The following is a 19,130-nucleotide window of genomic DNA, read 5'->3' on the forward strand; positions in this document are numbered from 1 at the left end:
CGTTGGCAGATTGCGACGGTTTCCCAGGTGGGCGGCGTCCGGTAGACCCTTCATCATGGCGAGGCGGTTGCGGATCGGGATCGACACGGGCGGGACGTTCACCGACGTCGTCGCCCTGGACGAGGACGGGGGCCTGACCACCACCAAGACCCCCTCGACGCCCGCCGACCCCGCGGAGGGGTTCGCGGACGGGGTCGCGAAGATCCTCGGCCTGCTCGGCGCCGGTTCCGCGGACGTCGCCGCGCTGTCCCACGGCACGACGGTCGCGACGAACCGGCTCCTGGAGGACCGGATCGACGACCTCGGGTTCGTCACCACCGAGGGCTTCGAGAACGTGCTGGAGATCGCGCGGCAGAGCGTCCCGGACGGCTACGGCAACAGCTACTTCTGGGTGAAGCCGCCGCGGATCGTCCCGGTGCAGCGGGTGCGCGGGGTCGGCGGGCGCCTGGACCACACCGGCGCCGAGATCCGGCCGTTCGACGAGGCGTCGGCGGTGGCGGCGGCCCGCTGGTTCCGGGAGCAGGGCATCGACGCGATCGGGGTGTGCTTCCTGCACTCCTACGCCGATCCGTCCCACGAACTGGCCATGCGGGACGTCCTGGCCCGCGAGCACCCGGACGCGGTGGTGTCGCTGTCGTGCGAGGTGCTGCGCGAGTACCGCGAGTACGAGCGGTCCGTGACGACGCTCGTGGACGCCGCCGTGAAGCCCGCCATGAACGGCTACCTCGCGCGGATCGCGGAGCGCGCCCCGTCCCGGCTGCTGGTGATGAAGAGCAACGGCGGCGTGCTGTCGGCCGAGGAGGTCGCCCGGCAGCCGATCACGACCGTGCTGTCCGGCCCGGCCGCCGGGGCGCTCGGCGCGGCGTTCGTCGTCTCGCACACCGGGCACGGCTCCGTCGTGACGCTGGACGGCGGCGGGACGTCCACCGACGTCGCCGTCGTCCTGGACGGGGAGCCGACGCTCACCACCGAGGGCTCGATCGGGCGGCACCCCGTCAAGATCCCGATGATCGACATCGTGACGGTCGGGGCGGGCGGCGGGTCGGTCGCGTGGCGGTCGCCGGAGGGCGCGCTGAAGGTCGGGCCGCGCAGCGCCGGCGCCGACCCGGGGCCGCTCTGCTACGGGCGCGGCGGCACCGAGGTCACGGTGACCGACGCGCACGCCGTCCTCGGCCGCATCCCGCCGCATCTGCTGGGGGGCGAGGTGCCGCTGGACGTGGACGCCGCCCGCGCGGGGCTCGGCGCCCTCGCCAAGGACCTCGGGCTGCCGGTGGAGCGGGCCGCCGCGGGGATCCTGGAGATCTCGGCGTGGAACCAGGCCAACGCCATCCGGCAGATCACGGTCAAGCGGGGCCTCGACGTCCGCGACTACCCGCTCGTCGCGTTCGGCGGCTCGGGGCCGCTGCTGGCGTGCCGGCTGCTCGACGTCCTCGGGCTGCCCGCCGCCGTCGTCCCGGAGAACCCCGGCAACCTGTCGGCGTACGGGCTGCTCACGGTGGACGTGAAGAACGACTACGTGCGCACGCGGGTCGTCCGCGACGCCGAGCTGGCCCCGGCGCTGCTCGCCGAGGTGTACGCCGACCTCGAAGGCGAGGCCGCGGGGGCCCTCGCCCGCGAGGGGTTCCCCGCGGACCGGCGCCGCTTCGCCCGCTCGGCCGACCTGCGGTACTACGGGCAGGCGTTCGAGGTGCGGGTCGCCGCCCCGGCCGGTGCGCCGGACGAGGCGTTCCGCGCCGAGGTCGTCCGCCGGTTCCACGACGCCCACGAGGCCCTCTACGGCTACTGCTACCGGGACGACCCGCGCCATCCGGTCGAGTGGGTCAACCTGCGCGTCTCGGGAATCGGCCCGATCGACCGTCCCCGCCTGGCGGAACGCCCGCCCGGGGCCGGCGATCCGTCCCGCGCCCGCACCGGCACGCGGGACGTCCACTTCGACGCCTGGGAGGAGACGCCGGTCTACCGGCGCGAGAAGCTTGCTCCGGGCGACACGATCGAGGGCCCGGCCGTCATCGAGGAGTTCGGCTCCACCCTCCCGCTGCACCCGGGCTTCACCGCCTCCCTCGACGGCTACGGAAACCTGGTGGTGACGCGATGATCGACCCGATCCTGCTGGAGATCGTGGAGGGGACGCTCGCGTCGGTGGAGCGCGAGGTCGAGACGGCCATCGCGCGGACCGCCCGGTCCCCGATGATCCGGGACGCGCACGACTTCCGCGCCGGCATCCACGACCGGCGGCTCCGCAAGCTGACCGGACGCTCGTACTCGGCGCTCGTCCAGCCGATCGCCCGCGACTTCCCGCTGGAGCGGATGCGTCCCGGCGACGTGTTCTTCCACAACGACGTGTACCTGTCGGAGGGGGGCATCGGACACCTGCCGGACCTGTGCGTGACCGTGCCGGTCTTCCACGGCGGCGAGGTGGTCGCGTTCGTCCAGGCGTTCGGCCACCACGACGACATCGGCGGCGCCGTGCCCGGATCGATGCCGAGCCACGCCCGCAGCGCGTTCGAGGAGGGGCTGATGGTCCCGCCGATCAAGCTGTGGGACCGGGGCGTCCCGAACGAGGCGGCGCTGACGATCATGACCCGCAACTCGCGGATGCCCGACTCGCTCGCCGGCGACCTCGACGCCGAGTGCTCGGCCTGCCTGATGGGCGCCCGCCGCCTCGGCGAGCTGTTCGCCCGCTACGGCCGCGCGCACGTCGAGGCGTGCTTCGACGCGATCATCGACCGGACCACCGAGACGTTCCGCCGCGAGCTGCTCGCCAAGATCCCCGACGGGACGTTCGTGTGGGAGGACTACGCCGAGCACGACGGCGTGGACCCGCCCCGCCTGCACGCCCAGCGGATCACGCTGACCGTCGACAAGGCGGCGGCCGTCCCCTTGATCATCGACTTCACCGGGACGTCCCCGCAGGCCAAGGGGCCCATCAACCACGCGGGCGACTACGCCGGCGGGGTGTTCCTGAAGAAGTGGCTGGCGCCCGTCCTGCGGAACCTGGCCGACACCCCCGAGCGGGCCGCCGAACTCGACGTCAACGAGGGCGTGGTGCCGCTCATCGAGATGCGCTTCCCGGAGAAGGGCACGCTGCTCACCCCCGTCTTCCCCGCTCCGACCAACGCCCGCACGTTCGTCATCCTGCGCCTGCTCGGCGTCCTCGCGGGCGTGCTCGCCAAGGCCACGCACGGCCGGATGCCCGCCGACCAGGAGACGATCCGCTACACCGGCGTCTACGGCGAGGACGACCGCGGCCCGTACCTGATGCGCGAGGTCCTCGGCGGCGGCTCCGGCGGCCGCTACTACGCCGACGGCGAGGACACCATCCACGTCGTGCCCGACTCCCGCAACATCCCGGCCGAGTTCGCCGAGGCCCGCTGGCCGTTCGTCGTCGAGCGCCTCGGCCTGGCCGTCGACTCCGGCGGGCCGGGGGAGCACCGCGGCGGCCTCGGCTACGACAAGCACATCCGGATGCTCCGCGACGCCCGCTACATGTCGATCGCCGACCGCTCGATCCTGTCGTGCTGGGGCGTCAACGGGGGCCGCGCGGGACGCCCCTTCCGGGTGGACATCGACGGCGAGGAGATGGACGGCCTCGTGGACGACCACCCGGTCGAGGCCGGGCAGACCATCCGCATCCGCACGACCGGGGGCGGCGGATGGGGCGACCCGCTGAACCGCGACCCGTCCCGCGTCGCCGCCGACGTCCGCGACGGCAAGGTGTCCCTGGACGGCGCCCGCGACGACTACGGCGTCGTCCTGGCCGATGGCGCGGTGGACGACGCGGCCACCGCGACCCTGCGCGCCCGCCTGCGCGCCGAGCGCGGCGCCGTCCCGTTCTTCGACCGCGGCCCCGGCTACCCCGAACTGTCCGGCGGCCGCACCTCAGCCGACGTCGACACTCACGGAGCGTGCGGCGCCAGGGGTCAGCGCTCGGGCATGCGTCCGGCGGCGAGTTCCTCGTAGACGCGGCCCGGATCGTGCTGCTTCCAGTAGCGGAACATGAGCGAGACGCCGCGCCCCTCCTGGCCGAACGAGCTGATCGGCCGCGCCGCGTCGACGAGGAACCGGGGTTCGGTCCACTGCTGCGCCACGACCGCCAGGGGCCGGCCGGCCATGAGGATCCACGTGGCCTGCCCGCTCGCGATCGTGGCGAGGAAGTTTCGTTCCAGGAGATATGCGACGACCTCGGCCAGGGGCGTCTCCCCGGGGAGGTCGATCGTCTCCGCGTGGGGGAGGGCGTCGTCGCCCATGGCGACGCTGGTGCGGTCGACGTCGATCATCATCGCTCGGCCACGCTACCGGCACGTGGGACCACCGTCACGACGCCAGGGCAAAGCCGGGCTTGTGGAACGGCATGAAGTTCGCAAAACGGGGGACGAACCTGCGCCGGAGCGACGAGCGCTCGCGTGTGTCCGGTCGTGAGGAGCAGACAGGTGACCGTGCCGCAGGAGCAGACGGGTTCCATCGAGGACGACGTCGACGTGTCCGCTGACCGGGCCCACCGGCTCCGCCGGTCCCTGGAGCGGCTCATCGGCGTCGCGGCCACGGAGGGGAACGCCGTGACGCCCCTGCGCAACGGGGACGAGATCTTCCCGGAGATGCTCGGCGCGATCGGCGGAGCGCGGCACATGGTCGACATGATGACCTACGTGTACTGGCGCGGGGACATCGCCCATAGGTTCGCCGACGCGCTGTCGGACCGCGCCCGCGCCGGGGTCCGCGTCCGGCTGCTCCTGGACGGCATCGGCAGCTGGCAGATCGAGAAGGATCTGCTGGACCAGATGGACCGCGCCGGCGTCACGGTCGGCTGGTTCCGCAAACCGGCCTACCTGTCGCCGTTCAAGCAGAACCACCGCTGCCACCGCAAAGTGCTCGTGGTGGACGAGCAGGTGGCCTTCACAGGCGGGGTCGGCATCGCCGAGGAATGGTGCGGCGACGCCCGCAACGAGCACGAGTGGCGCGACAGCCACTTCCGGGTCCAGGGGCCCGCGGTGGACGGCATCGCGGCGGCGTTCGCCCAGAACTGGGCCGAGTGCCACGACGTGCTGTTCGACGACCGCGACCGCTTCGTCCGCCACGAACCGGCCGGCGATGCCGTGGTGCAGGTCGTCCGGGGTTCGGCGAGCTTCGGCTGGCAGGACATGCAGACCCTCCTCCGGATCGTGCTCCAGATGGCCGAGCGGCGGCTGAGGCTGGCCTCCGCCTATTTCGCCCCTGACGCCTACTTCATCGATCTGCTCTGCGAGACCATGCGGCGGGGCGTCGAGGTGGAGCTGCTCCTGCCGGGCCCGCATGCCGACAAGCGCGTGAGCCGCCTGGCGAGCCAGCGGAATTACGAGGACCTCCTGGACTGCGGCGCGCGCATCCACCAGTTCCAGCCCTCGATGCTGCACACCAAGATCATCACCATGGACGGGCTGGTCTCCCTCACCGGGTCGACGAACTTCAACCGGCGGTCCCTCGACCACGACGAGGAGGTCATGCTCGCCGTGGTCGACCGGAGCCTGACCGCGACCCTCGACGAGCATTTCGACGCGGACCTGGCCCGCAGCGAGCGGGTCGAGCACGCGCGATGGGCGCGGCGCTCCCTGACGCAACGGGCCAAGGAGTTGTCGATCACGCCGATCCGCCGCTTCCTGTGACGGTGAACCGCTGGGACGGTTATCCGCGCAGCTAGTTGAGCTGCCGGAGATCGCGATTCACGACTGGATGCTAGATGAGGCCGGCGTCCCAGATTTGTATTTCCGGGGCGTACCGGTGCACTGCGGTGGTGAGTTTCCGGAGCTTGGGTTCGCGCAGGTGCAGGTCGACGGGGGTGCCCCATTCGCGCGGGTCGTGCGGGCGGCGTTCGGCGGGGACGGAGGCCAGGCCGGATTTCCGTGACACGACGACCAGGGTGGGGGCGTTGGCCGCGTCGGAAATGGGCCGGCGGAACACGACCAGTTCGGCGATCCCCGTCCAGGGGATGCGGCGGGCCGGTGCCTCGCCCAGGTAGAGGCCGGACTCTTCGACGGCCAGGATGACCCCGCCGGGTACGGCGCGGCGTTGTTCGCGGTCGGAGCGCCGGACGATCGCCACCCCCGGCGCGATGCAGAGCAACGGGAAGAGCGTCAGCGCCAGCCAGCCGTAGACGCCGGAACCCGAGCCGAGCAGAGCGCGCACTGACTGGACCGCGCCGAAGACCGTGAACAGGCCGATGGACAGCACAAGGCCCAGTGCGATCGGCCGTGTTCCCTCCAGCCGTAAGACGTAGGCCGCATCGGCCGGGGGAGCATCGGAGGAGCCCTGCATCGCGACCACCTCGGTACGCCATATCGCCCAGAACCGAACCATCTCACACCGGCGCGCCGGGGGCTGAGCGGTGTGGCGAGCCGCTCAGCCCCGGCCGCGCTCAGGCGGGGTGGTGGCGGGGGAGGAGGATGCTGGTCAGGGCGATGGCCAGGGCGAGGGCGGCCGCGGTGAGGAAGACCTGGTCGTATCCCGCGGCGAGGGCGGCGGGGGAGGAGCCGGTCTTCGCGCCGGCGATCGTCGCGAGGATCGCCAGGCCCGCGGAGCCGCCCGCCTGGCTCGCGGTGTTGGCCAGGCCGCCGACGACGCCCGCGTCGCGTTCGGGGGCGTCGGCCGTCGCCGCGGCCATGAGGGTGGGGAAGGTCAGCCCGATCCCGACCGCGATGAGCAGGGTCGGCCCGAGGACGCCGGTCACGTATCCGGTGCCGGCGCCGGCCTGGGCGAGCCAGCCGAAGCCGGCCAGGAAGGCGCCGCAGCCCGCCAGCACCAGAGCGCGCACGCCCGTGCGGGGGAGGAGGGCCGCGGCGAAGCGCGCGACCACCATGAACGTCACCGCCGCGGGCGTCTGGCCGAGGCCGGCCCGGAGCGCGCCGTAGCCGAGGACGTTCTGCAGGAACAGCGACGTGAAGTACCACATCGCGATCGCGATGCCGCCGAACAGCAGCAGCATGACGTTGCCGACGGCCACCCTCCGGATCCTGAACAGTCGCAGGGGCATCATCGGATGGACGGCGAAACGCGCCTCCACCAGCACGAAGGCGGCGAGCAGGGCCAGCCCCGCCGCGACCGGTCCGGCGACGGGCGCGGACGCCCAGCCGCGGTCGGCGCTCTGCATGATCCCGTAGATCAGCGCGGCCAGCCCGGCCGTCGCGGTGACGGCGCCGGTGAGGTCGAGGGCCGCCCGCCGGGCGGCCGGGGCTCCCGCCAGGGACATCGCCGCGACCGCGATCAGCGCCGCGCCGACCGGCACGTTGATCAGGAAGACCCACCGCCACGACAGGCCGGTGGTGAGGGCGCCGCCCGCGACCGCGCCGGCCATCCCGCCGACCCCGCCGGCGGCGGACCACGCGCCGAACGCCCGCGCTCGCGCGTGCGGGTCGGTGAAGGCGGTGTTGATGACGGCCAGCGTCGCCGGGGCCAGCAGGGCGGCTCCCGTGCCCTGCGCGACCCGGGCCGCCACCAGGACCTCCGGCGCGGTCGCCAGGCCGCCGGCCAGGCTCGCGGCGGAGAACAGGAGCAGCCCGGCGACGAGCATCCGGCGATGGCCGAACAGGTCGGCCGCGCGGCCTCCCGGCAGCATGAAGCCGGCGAAGGTGAGCAGGTAGCCGTTCACCACCCAGGCCAGGCCGGTGGACGAGAAGCCGAGGTCCCGCTGGACCGACGGCAGGGCGACGTTCACGATGGACGCGTCCAGGATCACCATGAACTGGACGGCGCACACCAGCGCCAGGACCATCCGGGCGCGGCCGGTCCGCTGCACGGCCGGCCGGGGCGCGGTGCTCGTCATGACCTTGTCCATGACGGCCTCACACGGTCCCGGAAGCGGTCCCGGTCAAGGCCGGGGCGGCGTCGCCCGCCAGCAGGCGGGCCGCGACCCGGACCAGCCGCCGTCCCTGGTACCGCGCCGCGTCCAGGGTCGCCGGATCCAGGCCGTCCCCGTCCCGCGGTCCGGTGGCCGACGTGCCGTAGGGGTTGCCGCCGGCGGCGTACACGGCCGGGTCGGTGAACCCGGGCGGGACGATCAGCGCGCCCCAGTGGTAGAAGACGTTGGCCAGCGACAGGATCGTGGCCTCGCTGCCGCCGTGCCGGTTGAAGGCCGAGGTGAAGGCCGTCACCGGCTTGTCGGCCAGCGCGCCGTCCCGCCACAGCTCCACGGCCTGGTCGATGAACTGCTTGAGCTGCGCGGCCGGGGTGCCGAACCGCGTGGGCGTCCCGAACGCGAACGCGTCGGCCCACGCCAGGTCCTCGACCGCGGCCTCGGGGATCGAGGCGGTGGCGTCGGCGTGCCGCCGCCACCGCGGGTTCTCGTCGATCGCGCCGCCGGGCGCCAGCTCGGCGACCCGCCGCAGCCGCACGTCGGCGCCCGCCGTGGCGGCGCCGTCGGCGACGGCCTCCGCGAGCGCGTGGACGCTGCCCGTCGCGCTGTAGTAGATGATCGCGACCTTCACCGGCATGCCGGCCTCCTCGCTGTCGGGTAGACTTGTTATGCGCCTAACTATTATGCGCATAACTAAATTCCGTCAAGGAGAGAGCCGTGGACTTCGCGCACGCCGACGCCGTCAACCAGGCCGTCCGCCTCCTGAGCCTGCGCCACCGGGCCCGGGCGGCGGCGCTGCTGGCCCCGCTCGGCCTGCATCCCGGCCAGGAGGCGCTGCTGCTCGAACTGGCCCGGACGGGCCCGATGATCCAGGCCGAGCTCAGCGGGGCGCTCGGCATCGAGCCGCCGAGCGTCACGCTCATGACCCGCAAGCTCGAGGCGTCCGGCCACATCCGCCGGAGTCCCGCCCCGTCCGACCGGCGCGCGAGCGTCGTCGAGCTCACCGACAGCGGCGCGGAGCTGGCCGGACGGGTCAAGGAGGTGTGGTGCGCGCTGGCGGAGGAGACCGTGGCCGGCCTGCCCGCCGAGACCGTCGCGGAGCTGCCCGGCCTCCTCGGCACCCTGACCGCCAACGTCGACCCCAGGCGCCCCCGCCATCCGGACGGCCGCCGCTGAGGAACCGGTTCCGCGACGCCACGTCCAGGCCGCCTGCGGCTACCCGCCGCCGGGCCTCCGAGGCTTGTCGGCATCGGCTCTGAAGCGGTGCCGGGTGAAGGTGGTGCCGTCCACGAGGAGGTCGCAGCGGGCGCGGGTGGCGTCGGCGGTGAAGTGGGTGTGCTCGCGGACGGCCCACGCGTCCCAGGCTCCGGCGTACGCGGGGCCGTCGCGGTCGATGGCGCGGGCGCGGCGCAGGTCGCGGGGTGCGTCGATCCAGATCCGGTAGGCGGCGGGGGACTCCGCCCAGGCCGAGCCGACTCCTTCGACGAACAGGACGGGCGCCGGCGGGATCTCGACCTCGGGGCCGTAGCGGTCGCGGTGCCAGTCGTAGCGGCGCAGGAGCGCGGGGCGGCCCTCCCGCAGCGGGCCGAGCACCGTGTCCCGCAGCGGACGCCACCAGGTGAGCGGGTCGGCGTCCCACGGCACCCGGAAGTCGTCCGACCGCACGACCGGCAGGCCGGGGAGGACCTCGGCGAGGTGGTCGGTGAACGTCGACTTCCCGGCGCCGCTCGGGCCGTCGACCGCGACGACCCGCACCGGCCCGCACGACGGCGGCAGCGCGAGCAGCCGCGCGGCCAGCGCGGGATAGGTCATGGTCGAGTCCGGCACGGACGGCATACTTCCAGGTGGCCGGACGAGACGGAGAGGGGCGAGGAGATGGACCTGCTCGGCGGGACGGGCGGCCCGGTCAGGGTCGCCGGACGGGAACTGCCGCGGGACGAGCTGCTCGGCTGGGCGTCCGCGGTCGCCGGGGAGATCCGGGGCGCGGACGCGGTGGCCGTGCACGCCACGGCGTCCCTGGAGACCGTCGCCGCGGTCGCCGGGGGCATCCTCGCGGGCGTGCCGGTGGTGCCGCTGCCGCCCGACTCCGGGCCCGCCGAGCGCGCGCACATCCTGGGCGACTCCGGTGCGAGCCTGCTCCTGGCCGCCGGGGACGCGGAACGCGCCGGCGGGGAGCCGCCCCTCGTCCCGGTCGACGCGCTGCCGCACCGCGGGAGCGCCCAGGGCGGGGTGCCCGCCGGCGCGACCGCGCTGATCCTGTACACGAGCGGGACGACGGGTGCGCCGAAGGGCGTGCTGATCTCGCGGAGTGCGATCGCCGCCGGGCTGGACGCCCTCGCCGAGGCCTGGGACTGGACGCCCGACGACGTCCTCGTCCACGGGCTGCCCCTGTTCCACGTGCACGGCCTCGTCCTCGGCGTGCTCGGCGCCCTGCGGGTCGGGTCGCCGCTCGTCCACACCGGACGCCCCAAGCCCGAGCTGTACGCGGCGGCGGCGAAGGGCGACGGCGGCAGCCTGTTCTTCGGCGTCCCCACCGTCTGGTCGCGGACGGCGGCCGACCCGTCCACCGCCGAGGCCCTCCGCGGCGCCCGCCTGCTCGTCTCCGGCAGCGCCCCCCTTCCGGTGCCCGTGTTCGAGCGGCTGTCCGAACTCACCGGGCACCGTCCGGTCGAGCGCTACGGCATGACGGAGACCCTCATCACGGTCAGCGCGCGCGCCGGCGGCGACAGGCGCCCCGGTTACGTCGGCACCCCGTTGCCCGGCGTCGAGACGCGCCTGGCCGCCGAGGACGGCTCGCCCGTCCCGCCGGACGGGGAGACGCCCGGCGAGCTGCACGTCCGCGCGCCGCTGCTGTTCAAGGGCTACCTCAACCGGCCCGAGGCCACCGCGGAGTCGTTCGCGCCGGACGGCTGGTTCCGCACCGGCGACATCGCCACGATCGGCCCGGACGGCTGGCACCGGATCGTCGGCCGCGCGTCCACCGACCTCATCAAGAGCGGCGGCTACCGGATCGGCGCGGGCGAGATCGAGAACGCGCTGCTCGCGCACCCCGCCGTCCGGGAGGCGGCCGTCGTCGGCACCCCGCACGACGACCTCGGCGAGCAGGTCACCGCCTACGTCGTCGCCGACGGCGTCGGCGAGAAGCAGCTCGTCGACTTCGTCGCCGAGCGCCTGTCGGTGCACAAGCGGCCCCGCGTCGTCCACCTGGTCGGCTCCCTGCCCCGCAACGCGATGGGCAAGGTCGTCAAGTCCCGCCTCCCGGAGATCGCTCCTTAGATCGTTGACGGCACCCGTACGGTCAGCCGGTGAAGGGCTCAAGGGTGAAACGGCCGACCGCGATGAAGGCCGCCACGGCGAGGTAGGCGGCGTTCAGCACCACGAAGCCGAACTGGCCGAAGCGCCCGTGGGTGATCATCGCGCCGACCATGAGCAGGACCCAGCAGACGGCGGTCACCGGCACCATGACCGGCGCGACGTCCACCGCGGCGGGAATGATCAGGCCGGTCGCGGCCATCAGCTCAAGGATCCCGAGGGTCCGCACGAAGCCGGCGGGGGCGCGCCCCGTCCACTCGCCGCCATTGTGCGCGGCCAGTTTCGCGATCGGCACGAACGTCTTGGATATACCGCCCGTCAGGGCGACCACGGCGAGCAGTCCGGCGGCGATCCACAGGGTGAGGTTCACAAGGCTCTCCATAATTCTTGTGGAAGAACGGCTGGTCACGCATGAGATGCCGGTGATCGAGCCCTTGTGACAGTTCGGTGCTGTGACACGCGCCACCGGCCCTCGCCGCCGGCCGGAGAGCACGTCCCAGGGCAGCAGGACCGGGAGGACGGGGCGGACCAGGTCGCGGGCGAACGACTCCGGCAGGTCCGGGCCGGTCTCGCCTTCCGCGAAGTAGTGCAGGAACCCCTGCTGGAAGCAGGCGCCGGCGGCTACCGCCGGGCCGCCGACCGCAACGTTCCCGGGGGCTTCTCCATCGCCCGCCGGGACCTCGCCGCCGCCCTGCTCGACCTGGCGGGCGACCGGGCCCCCATCGGGCACGTCGTCAGCGTCGCGGGCGGCTGAGCTGGGCACATGACAGCCGTCATGCCGAACGGCTGACAGGCGCCGCCGGAACCGGTGACACGCGCTTCTACCGGCGCCCCGGGCGCCGCCGCGACGCTGTCGGCATGGAAATACACCCAGCCATCCGCGTCGACGGGCTCCGGCAGCGGTACGGGAACTTCGAGGCCGTCGCCGGGATCTCCTTCGACGTCACCCCGGGGGAACTGTTCGCGCTGCTCGGGACGAACGGTGCCGGCAAGACCACCACCCTCGAAACGCTGGAGGGGCACCGGCCCGCCCACGAGGGCACGGTCCGGGTCCTCGGCCACGACCCGCACCGGGAACGCCGCCGGGTCCGACCCCGCATCGGCATCATGCTGCAGGACGGCGGCTTCTTCGCCGACCTCACCGTCGCCGAGACCGTCGAGCACTGGCGCTCCTTCACCCCCGCCCCGCGCGGCCGCGACGAGGCCATCGCCATGGCCGGGCTCGCCGAGAAGGCCGGTGTGCGGGTGCGGCAGCTGTCCGGCGGGCAGAAGCGCCGCCTCGACCTGGCGCTGGCCCTGCTCGGCCGTCCCGAGGTCCTCTTCCTGGACGAGCCGACGAGCGGCATGGACCCCGAGGCCCGGCAGGAGACCTGGCGCATCGTCCTCGACGTGGTGGCCGGCGGGACGGCCGTCCTGCTCACCACGCACTACCTGGAGGAGGCCGAGCACCTCGCCGACCGGCTCGCGATCCTGCACCGCGGCCGGATCGAGGCGTCCGGCACGGTCGCCGACGTCGTCGCCGGGCACGGCGACCGCATCGCCTTCCAGGTGCCCGAGCGGCTCCAGGTCGCCGAGCTGCCCGACCTGCACGGCGTCCGCGCCGACATCTCCGTCGACCGGGGCCGCGCCGTCGCGTCCTACACCGTCGACGCGGCCGGGCTCCAGGCCGGCCTCTACGCGCTGCTGCGCTGGGCCGACGAGCAGAACGTCCGGCTGGCCGGCCTGACGGCCCGCAGCGCCTCCCTCGAAGACGTCTTTCTCCGCACCGCCGAAGGAGCCGCCCGATGAAGCTCTCCGCCGTGCTCAGCGTCGCCTCCCTCGACGTGACCCTGCTCTGGCGCAACCGGACCGCCCTGTTCACCGTGTTCGGCCTGCCGATCCTGTTCGCCGTCCTGCTCTTCCCCGCGAAGGGCAAGGAGATCGGCGGGGTGGACGGTGCCCTGCTGCAGGGCACCGGCCACCTCGGGTTCTTCCTCGTCTTCGCCGTCTTCATGAACCTGGTCAACGTGTTCACCGCCCGCCGGGAGGACCGCACCCTCAAGCGGCTGCGCGGCACCGCGCTGTCGGACGCGGAGATCACCGGCGGCAGCGTCCTCACCGCGACCGCGATGTACGCCGTCCAGGCCGTCGCGCTGCTCGTGGTCCTGGCGGCCGGGATGGGCGGCCGGATGCCCGCTGACCCCGTGCTCGTGCTGGCCGGGCTCGCGGGCGGCGTCGCGGTGTTCGCGGCGCTGGCGTTCGCGGTGTCCGGGATCACACCGAACGCCGAGCTCGCCCAGCTCACCGTCCTGCCGATCATGTTCGGGTGCATGCTCGGCGGCGAGGTCATGTTCCCGCTGGAGAGCCTGCCGGAATGGGGGCGGCAGATCTGCCGGCTCGTCCCGCTCAGCCCGGTGGTGGAGATCGTCCGGACCGGCTACTTCGGCCAGGACTTCGTGCACCGGGCCGACCACCCGTCCGTCGGCCTCGGCGAGGGCTGGCTGACCTGCGTGCGGCCGTTCTTCGTCCTGCTCTTCTGGGCCGTCCTGGGCCGCATCCTGGCCACCCGCTGGTTCCGCTGGGAGCCGCGGCACGCCTGAGCCGCCACCGAATACAGTGCGATGCCGGGAGGGAACAGAACATGACGGTCGCGACCACCGCGGACATCGAGGAGCAGGCCGCCCGCAGGCTGGAACGGTACCGGCGGGTGACCTACCGCTCGTTCATGTTCGCCACGGTCGGCTACATCGCGCCCGGTCTGGCCGGGCTCGAGAAGGCCTACAGCGACGGTGACGCGGGCGCGCCGGTCATCGCCGCGGTGGTCGTGGGACTGGCTCTGCTCACCTGGTTCTACACGCGGCTCGTCCGGGCCGGGTTGGAGGGCGCCGCGCCGATGCGGGACATCGTCCCCAGCGGCGCCGTCGCCGCCGCGCTGAGCCTGATGCTCTACACCAGCCCGCTGTTCAGCGTCATCCCCGTCTTCTGGGTCTCCGCCCTGGCGCTGTCCCCGATCAGTTCCAGGCGCCTGGCGGCGCTGAGCGCGGGCACCGGGGTGTACGTCGGGGGCATGGCCACGGTCGCCGCGGGCCACCTCTACCCGGACGGGAAGGCCCCCTGGTACCTGCTCTTCCCGACCCTGTCCGCCGTCTACGCCGCGACCTCCGGGATCGTCATGTACCTCAACCGGTACCAGCGGCGCATGTGGGAGCTGCACCAGGAGGCGTACGCCGCCCGCGACGCCCTCGCCCGGCTCGCGGTGACCGAGGAGCGGCTCCGCTTCTCCCGCGACCTGCACGACCTCCTCGGCCACAGCCTGTCCCTCATCGCGGTGAAGAGCGAGCTCGCGATGCGGACGGCCCGCACCGACCCCGACCGGGCCGGCGCCGAGATGGCCGACGTCCAGCGCGCGGCCCGCGACGCGCTCCGCGAGGTCCGCTCCGCCGTCCGCGGCTACCGGGCCGTCGAGCTGGACGCCGAGATCGCCGGGGTGCGGGCCGTCCTGGAGGCCGCCGGGGTCCGCTGCGACATCGGCGACCTGCCGGACGGGCTGCCGCCCGAGGTCCGCTCGGTGCTCGCCTGGGTCATCCGCGAGGGCGCCACCAACGTGATCAAGCACAGCGAGGCACGAAGCTGCGCGATCACGCTCACCCTCTACGGTGGCTCCGTGGTGTTGGAGATGCGCAACGACGGCGTCCGCGGCGCCGGCGACGGCGCGGGCTCCGGGCTGACCGGGCTCACCGAGCGCGTCGCGGTGCTCGGCGGCGAGATCACCGCCGGCCGGCACGGCCGCGACGGGTTCCTGCTGCGCGCCGCCGTCCCGCTCCCGCGGGAGGACGCCGGAGCCGCCGGCGCGGGCGCCGGGGCGGGGAGGCCCGCGTGATCCGGATCCTGCTCGCCGACGACGAGCACCTCATCCGCGGCGCCGTCGCCGCCCTGCTCGGCCTCGAACCCGACCTGGAGGTCGTCGCCGAGGCCGGCCGCGGCGACGAGGTCGCCGCCGCCGTCCGCGCGCACGACCCCGACGTGGCCGTCCTCGACATCGAGATGCCCGGCGCGGACGGGCTCACCGTCGCCGAGGAGCTGCACGCGTCCGGCGCCCGCTGCGCGGTCTGCATCCTCACGAGCTTCGGCCGCCCCGGCTACCTGCGCCGCGCCATGGCCGCCGGGGTCCGCGGCTTCGTCGCCAAGGACGCCCCCACGCAGGAGCTCGCCACCGCCATCCGCAAGATCCACGGCGGCGGGCGCTACCTGGACGCCGAGCTCGCCGCGGGCGCCATGGCCGCCGGCGACAACCCGCTCACCGAGCGCGAGCGCGAGATCCTCCGCCTCACCGGCACCGGTGCCGAGACCGCCCGCATCGCCGCCCGGCTGCACCTGTCCGAGGGCACCGTCCGCAACTACCTCTCCTCCGCCATGGCCAAGCTCGGCGCCCCCACCCGCGCCGCCGCCGCCCGCGCCGCGAAGGAGATGGGCTGGATCTGACCGCCCCGCCGGGCCTTAACCTTGTGCCGTGAGTGAGCCACTGGTCGAGCGCATGCAGGGTTTCGGTGAGACGATCTTCGCTGAGATGTCGGCGCTCGCCGTCCGGACGGGGTCCATCAATCTGGGCCAGGGCTTCCCCGACACCTCGGGCCCGGCGGCGATGCTGGACGCGGCGGTCGAGGCGATCCGGTCGGGGGGCAACCAGTACCCGCCCGGACCGGGGCTCCCGGAGCTGCGGGAGGCGGTGGCGGCGCAGCGGCGGGAGCGGTACGGGCTGGAGTACGACCCGGCGACCGAGGTGTTCGTGACCGTCGGGGCGACCGAGGGCATCGCGGCGTCGGTGCTGTCGCTCGCGGGTCCGGGCGACGAGGTGATCGTCTTCGAGCCGTACTACGACTCGTACGCGGCCGTGATCGCGCTCGCCGGGGCCGCGCGCCGGCCCGTCATGCTGCGCCCGGTCGAGGGCCGCTTCACCTTCGACCCGGACGAGCTGCGCGCCGCCGTCGGCCCCCGCACCCGGGCGATCCTGGTGAACTCGCCGCACAACCCGGCCGGGACGGTGTTCACGCGCGCCGAGCTGGAGACCATCGCGGACGTCTGCCGCGAGCACGACCTCGTCGCGATCACCGACGAGGTGTACGAGTACCTGACGTTCGACGAGACCGAGCACATCCCCCTGGCGACGCTCGACGGGATGCGCGAGCGGACGGTGTCGGTGTCGTCCGCGGGCAAGTCGTTCTCCGTCACCGGGTGGAAGACCGGCTGGGTGACGGCGCCCGCGCCGTATGTCCGGGCCGTCCAGACGGTGAAGCAGTTCCTCACCTACGCGGTCAGCGCCCCCTACCAGCGGGCCGCCGCGTACGCGCTGGGCAACGAGATCCCGTGGGTGGAGGAGCTGCGCAAGTCGCTCCAGGCCAAGCGGGACCGTCTCATCGCCGGACTCGAGTCGGCCGGGTTCACCGCCTACCGCCCGCAGGGCACGTACTTCGTCCAGGCCGACATCCGCCCGCTCGGGTTCACCGACGGCATGGAGCTGGCCCGCGCCCTGCCGGAGGAGGCCGGCGTCGTGGCCATCCCGACGCAGGTGTTCTACGACCACGCCGACGCGGGCGCCCACTTCGTCCGCTTCGCGTTCTGCAAGAAGGACGAGGTCATCGACGAGGCCGTCGAGCGCCTCGCCCGGCTCCGCTGACTGTCGGAAACTGCCGAAGAAACGGCGCCCGCTGGGCATGATTCGCCCGTGAGTGCCGCGCCCCGCCCGGGTTAGCGTCCGTCAGTGACGTGGAACGGCGGGACGCTCAACGGCGAGCGGATCCTGATCGCGCTCGGCGGCAACGCGATGACCGCGCCGGACGGCAGTGCCGCGCCGGACGCGCAGGCGGCGGCGATCGAGGCCGCGATGGACCCGGTGGCCGACCTGGTGGCGGCGGGCGCGCGGGTCGCGCTCACGCACGGGAACGGGCCGCAGGTCGGCAACCTGCTGATCAAGAACCAGCTGGCGGCGGGCGTGGTGCCGCCCGTCCCGCTGGACTGGTGCGGCGCGCAGACCCAGGCCACCGTCGGCGTGATGATCATGAACTCGCTGGAGCGGGCCCTCGCCGCGCGCGGCGCCGCCCGCCCGGTGTCCACGGTCGTCACGCGGACGCTCGTGGACGCGTCCGACCCCGGGTTCACCGCCCCCGCCAAGCCCATCGGGCGCTACTTCCCCGAGGAGGAGGCGCGCCGTGCCATGGCGCGCGGCGAGGCGTGGAAGCGGTTCGGGGACCGCGGCTGGCGGCGCGTCGTCGCCTCGCCGGAGCCGCTGGAGATCCTGGACGCGCCCGCCGCGGCGGTCCTGCTCGACGCCGGGCACGTCGTCGTCGCGGCGGGCGGCGGGGGAGCGCCGGTGGTCCGGGTGGACGGGACGCTGCGCGGCGTCGAGGCCGTCGTCGACAAGGACCTGGCGGCGCAGCTGCTGGCGCGGCGCCTCGGCGCCACCACGCTGGTGATCGCCACCGACGTGGAGAGCGCGATGGTCGGGTTCGGGACGCCGCGGGCCCGCCCGCTGCACCGCACGACCCCCAGGGAACTGGCGGAGCTCGCCGCCGCCGGCCACTTCGCCGGGGGCAGCATGGGCCCGAAGGTCGAGGCGGTGCGGCGGTTCGTCGCGTCGGGCGGGCGGCGCGCGGCGATCGCGTCGCTGCCGCGGCTCGGCGACGCCGCGCACGGCAAGGCCGGGACGATCATCGAGGCCCGCCCCGGGGTAGAGACCGATGAGCAGAGCAGCTGAGGAGCGTTGACGTGCCCGATCCGATCGAAGTCCGCAAGATCCCCATCGAGAGCGTGACCGACGCGTCCGGGCTGGCCCGGCTGATCGACGACGGCGTGCTGGAGGCCGACCGCGTCCTCGCCGTCGTCGGCAAGACCGAGGGCAACGGCGGCGTGAACGACTACACGCGGCTGCTGGCCGACCGGGCGTTCCGCGAGGTGCTCCTCGCCAGGGGCACCCGCACGGCGGACGAGGTCGCCCGCGTCCCCCTGGTGTGGTCCGGCGGGACCGACGGGGTGCTCAGCCCGCACGCCACCGTCTTCGCGACCACCGACCCCGCGACCGCGCCGCGCACCGACGAGCCGCGGCTGTCGGTCGGCGTCGCGATGAGCGAGGTCATCCTGCCCGAGGACATCGGGCGCCCCGCGATGGTCGAGACGGTCGCGGCCGGCGTCCGCGAGGCCATGAAGATCGCGGGGATCGACGACCCGGCCGACGTCCACTACGTCCAGACCAAGACGCCGCTGCTCACCCTCGACACGATCAACGACGCCAAGGCGCGTGGCCGCGACGTCGTCACCGAGGACACGCTGAAGTCGATGGACATCTCCAACTCCACGACCGCGCTCGGCATCGCCGTCGCGCTCGGCGAGATCGAGCCGCCGTCCGCGGAGCAGATCCACAGGGACCTGTCGCTGTACTCGTCGGTGGCGTCCTGCTCCTCCGGGGTGGAGCTGGACCGGGCGCAGATCGTCGTCGTCGGGAACGTGCGCGGCATCGGCGGCCGGTACCGGGCCGGGCACGGCGTGATGAAGGACGCCCTCGACGCCGACGGCATCTGGGACGCGATCGCCTCGACGGGCCTCGGCCTGCCGGACCGGCCCCGCACGTCCGACCTCGGCGACCGGCTCGTCAACGTGTTCATCAAGTGCGAGGCCGACCCGAGCGGCTCGGTGCGGGGGCGCCGCAACATCATGCTGGACGACTCCGACGTGCACTGGCACCGGCAGATCAAGGCGTGCGTCGGCGGCGTCGCCGCGTCCGTCACCGGAGACCCCGCGGTGTTCGTGTCGGTCGCGGCCGTCCACCAGGGCCCCTCCGGCGGCGGCACCGTCGCCGCCATCGCAAATCTGGGTTGACCGGCGCCTGGAACGGAGCGCCGGCGGAGTGGAAGGCGCCGGTCAACCCAGTGCGGGGGGGTGTGGGGGGTCGTCCCCCCACGGGGATAGGGCCGATCTCGGCTGAGCCGCCCGGCGTCGGAGAAACGGAGAGTATCCGGATAGTCGC

The 19,130-nt window shown here is 73.7% G+C and carries 18 protein-coding genes; 12 read left to right on the forward strand and 6 right to left on the reverse strand.

Annotated elements, in window-relative coordinates; genetic code table 11:
• The first annotated feature begins 55 nt into the window (after positions 1-55).
• Together ABGB11_RS07265 and ABGB11_RS07270 are read left to right on the forward strand one after the other, a co-directional pair.
• Positions 56-2,095 (forward strand): hydantoinase/oxoprolinase family protein, encoded by a 2,040-nt coding sequence (locus ABGB11_RS07265; RefSeq protein ID WP_347630101.1) that lies wholly within the window; start codon positions 56-58, stop codon positions 2,093-2,095.
• The gene (locus ABGB11_RS07270; RefSeq protein ID WP_347630103.1) at positions 2,092-3,960 is read left to right on the forward strand and encodes a hydantoinase B/oxoprolinase family protein; all 1,869 of its coding nucleotides are present in this window, start codon (positions 2,092-2,094) and stop codon (positions 3,958-3,960) included. The genes ABGB11_RS07265 and ABGB11_RS07270 overlap by 4 nt, the downstream gene beginning before the upstream one ends.
• Here ABGB11_RS07270 and ABGB11_RS07275 read toward each other — a convergent pair.
• Positions 3,921-4,280: a hypothetical protein gene (locus ABGB11_RS07275; protein WP_347630105.1), complete on the reverse strand. Its 360-nt coding sequence runs from the start codon at positions 4,278-4,280 to the stop codon at positions 3,921-3,923. The two genes, ABGB11_RS07270 and ABGB11_RS07275, sit on opposite strands and share 40 nt — an antisense overlap.
• 150 nt (positions 4,281-4,430) lie before the next feature.
• Here ABGB11_RS07275 and ABGB11_RS07280 point away from each other — a divergent pair, with 150 nt between their 5' ends.
• The gene (locus ABGB11_RS07280) at positions 4,431-5,639 is read left to right on the forward strand and encodes a phospholipase D-like domain-containing protein (protein WP_347630107.1); all 1,209 of its coding nucleotides are present in this window, start codon (positions 4,431-4,433) and stop codon (positions 5,637-5,639) included.
• A 70-nt stretch (positions 5,640-5,709) separates the two neighbouring features.
• On the opposite strand, the gene ABGB11_RS07285 is transcribed toward ABGB11_RS07280, so the two are convergent.
• The 3 genes from ABGB11_RS07285 to wrbA form a co-directional block, all read right to left on the reverse strand.
• Positions 5,710-6,288: a hypothetical protein gene (locus tag ABGB11_RS07285; RefSeq protein ID WP_347630109.1), complete on the reverse strand. Its 579-nt coding sequence runs from the start codon at positions 6,286-6,288 to the stop codon at positions 5,710-5,712.
• 100 nt (positions 6,289-6,388) lie between these two features.
• The gene (locus tag ABGB11_RS07290; protein WP_347630111.1) at positions 6,389-7,792 is read right to left on the reverse strand and encodes an MFS transporter; all 1,404 of its coding nucleotides are present in this window, start codon (positions 7,790-7,792) and stop codon (positions 6,389-6,391) included.
• A 19-nt stretch (positions 7,793-7,811) separates the two neighbouring features.
• On the reverse strand, positions 7,812-8,459 hold the full coding sequence (wrbA, locus tag ABGB11_RS07295) for an NAD(P)H:quinone oxidoreductase (protein WP_347630113.1): 648 nt from the start codon (positions 8,457-8,459) through the stop codon (positions 7,812-7,814).
• 80 nt (positions 8,460-8,539) lie between these two features.
• Between wrbA and ABGB11_RS07300 the strand changes: the two genes are divergently transcribed.
• Positions 8,540-8,998: a MarR family winged helix-turn-helix transcriptional regulator gene (locus tag ABGB11_RS07300; RefSeq protein WP_347630115.1), complete on the forward strand. Its 459-nt coding sequence runs from the start codon at positions 8,540-8,542 to the stop codon at positions 8,996-8,998.
• A 39-nt stretch (positions 8,999-9,037) separates the two neighbouring features.
• On the opposite strand, the gene ABGB11_RS07305 is transcribed toward ABGB11_RS07300, so the two are convergent.
• Positions 9,038-9,658, reverse strand: a complete 621-nt coding sequence (locus ABGB11_RS07305) for a hypothetical protein (RefSeq protein WP_347630117.1) — start codon at positions 9,656-9,658, stop codon at positions 9,038-9,040.
• A 39-nt stretch (positions 9,659-9,697) separates the two neighbouring features.
• On the opposite strand from ABGB11_RS07305, the gene ABGB11_RS07310 reads away from it, so the two are divergent.
• Positions 9,698-11,098 carry an acyl-CoA synthetase gene (locus tag ABGB11_RS07310; RefSeq protein ID WP_347630119.1) on the forward strand — a complete coding sequence of 467 codons (1,401 nt, stop codon included), beginning with the start codon at positions 9,698-9,700 and terminating at the stop codon, positions 11,096-11,098.
• Positions 11,099-11,120: 22 nt separating this feature from the next.
• On the opposite strand, the gene ABGB11_RS07315 is transcribed toward ABGB11_RS07310, so the two are convergent.
• Positions 11,121-11,864, reverse strand: a complete 744-nt coding sequence (locus ABGB11_RS07315) for a DoxX family protein (protein WP_347630121.1) — start codon at positions 11,862-11,864, stop codon at positions 11,121-11,123.
• Positions 11,865-11,992: 128 nt separating this feature from the next.
• Here ABGB11_RS07315 and ABGB11_RS07320 point away from each other — a divergent pair, with 128 nt between their 5' ends.
• The 7 genes from ABGB11_RS07320 (at position 11,993) to ABGB11_RS07350 (ending at position 18,982) form a co-directional block, all read left to right on the forward strand.
• Entirely contained in the window at positions 11,993-12,922 is a 930-nt protein-coding gene (locus ABGB11_RS07320; RefSeq protein ID WP_347630123.1) for an ABC transporter ATP-binding protein, read from the forward strand.
• On the forward strand, positions 12,919-13,713 hold the full coding sequence (locus ABGB11_RS07325) for an ABC transporter permease (RefSeq protein WP_347630125.1): 795 nt from the start codon (positions 12,919-12,921) through the stop codon (positions 13,711-13,713). Before ABGB11_RS07320 ends, ABGB11_RS07325 begins: the two co-directional genes overlap by 4 nt.
• A 41-nt stretch (positions 13,714-13,754) precedes the next feature.
• Positions 13,755-14,993, forward strand: coding sequence for a sensor histidine kinase (locus ABGB11_RS07330; RefSeq protein ID WP_347630127.1), 1,239 nt, complete (start codon positions 13,755-13,757; stop codon positions 14,991-14,993).
• On the forward strand, positions 14,990-15,595 hold the full coding sequence (locus tag ABGB11_RS07335; protein ID WP_347630129.1) for a response regulator transcription factor: 606 nt from the start codon (positions 14,990-14,992) through the stop codon (positions 15,593-15,595). The genes ABGB11_RS07330 and ABGB11_RS07335 overlap by 4 nt, the downstream gene beginning before the upstream one ends.
• Before the next feature lie 28 nt (positions 15,596-15,623).
• Positions 15,624-16,787, forward strand: coding sequence for a pyridoxal phosphate-dependent aminotransferase (locus ABGB11_RS07340; RefSeq protein WP_347630131.1), 1,164 nt, complete (start codon positions 15,624-15,626; stop codon positions 16,785-16,787).
• A gap of 84 nt (positions 16,788-16,871) precedes the next feature.
• Positions 16,872-17,864 (forward strand): carbamate kinase, encoded by a 993-nt coding sequence (locus tag ABGB11_RS07345; RefSeq protein ID WP_347630133.1) that lies wholly within the window; start codon positions 16,872-16,874, stop codon positions 17,862-17,864.
• 11 nt (positions 17,865-17,875) lie between these two features.
• Positions 17,876-18,982: a ring-opening amidohydrolase gene (locus ABGB11_RS07350; protein WP_347630135.1), complete on the forward strand. Its 1,107-nt coding sequence runs from the start codon at positions 17,876-17,878 to the stop codon at positions 18,980-18,982.
• Positions 18,983-19,130: the final 148 nt, after the last annotated feature.

It is taken from the genome of Actinomadura sp. B10D3, assembly GCF_039871695.1.
Taxonomy (GTDB): Bacteria; Actinomycetota; Actinomycetes; order Streptosporangiales; family Streptosporangiaceae; genus Spirillospora; species Spirillospora madurae.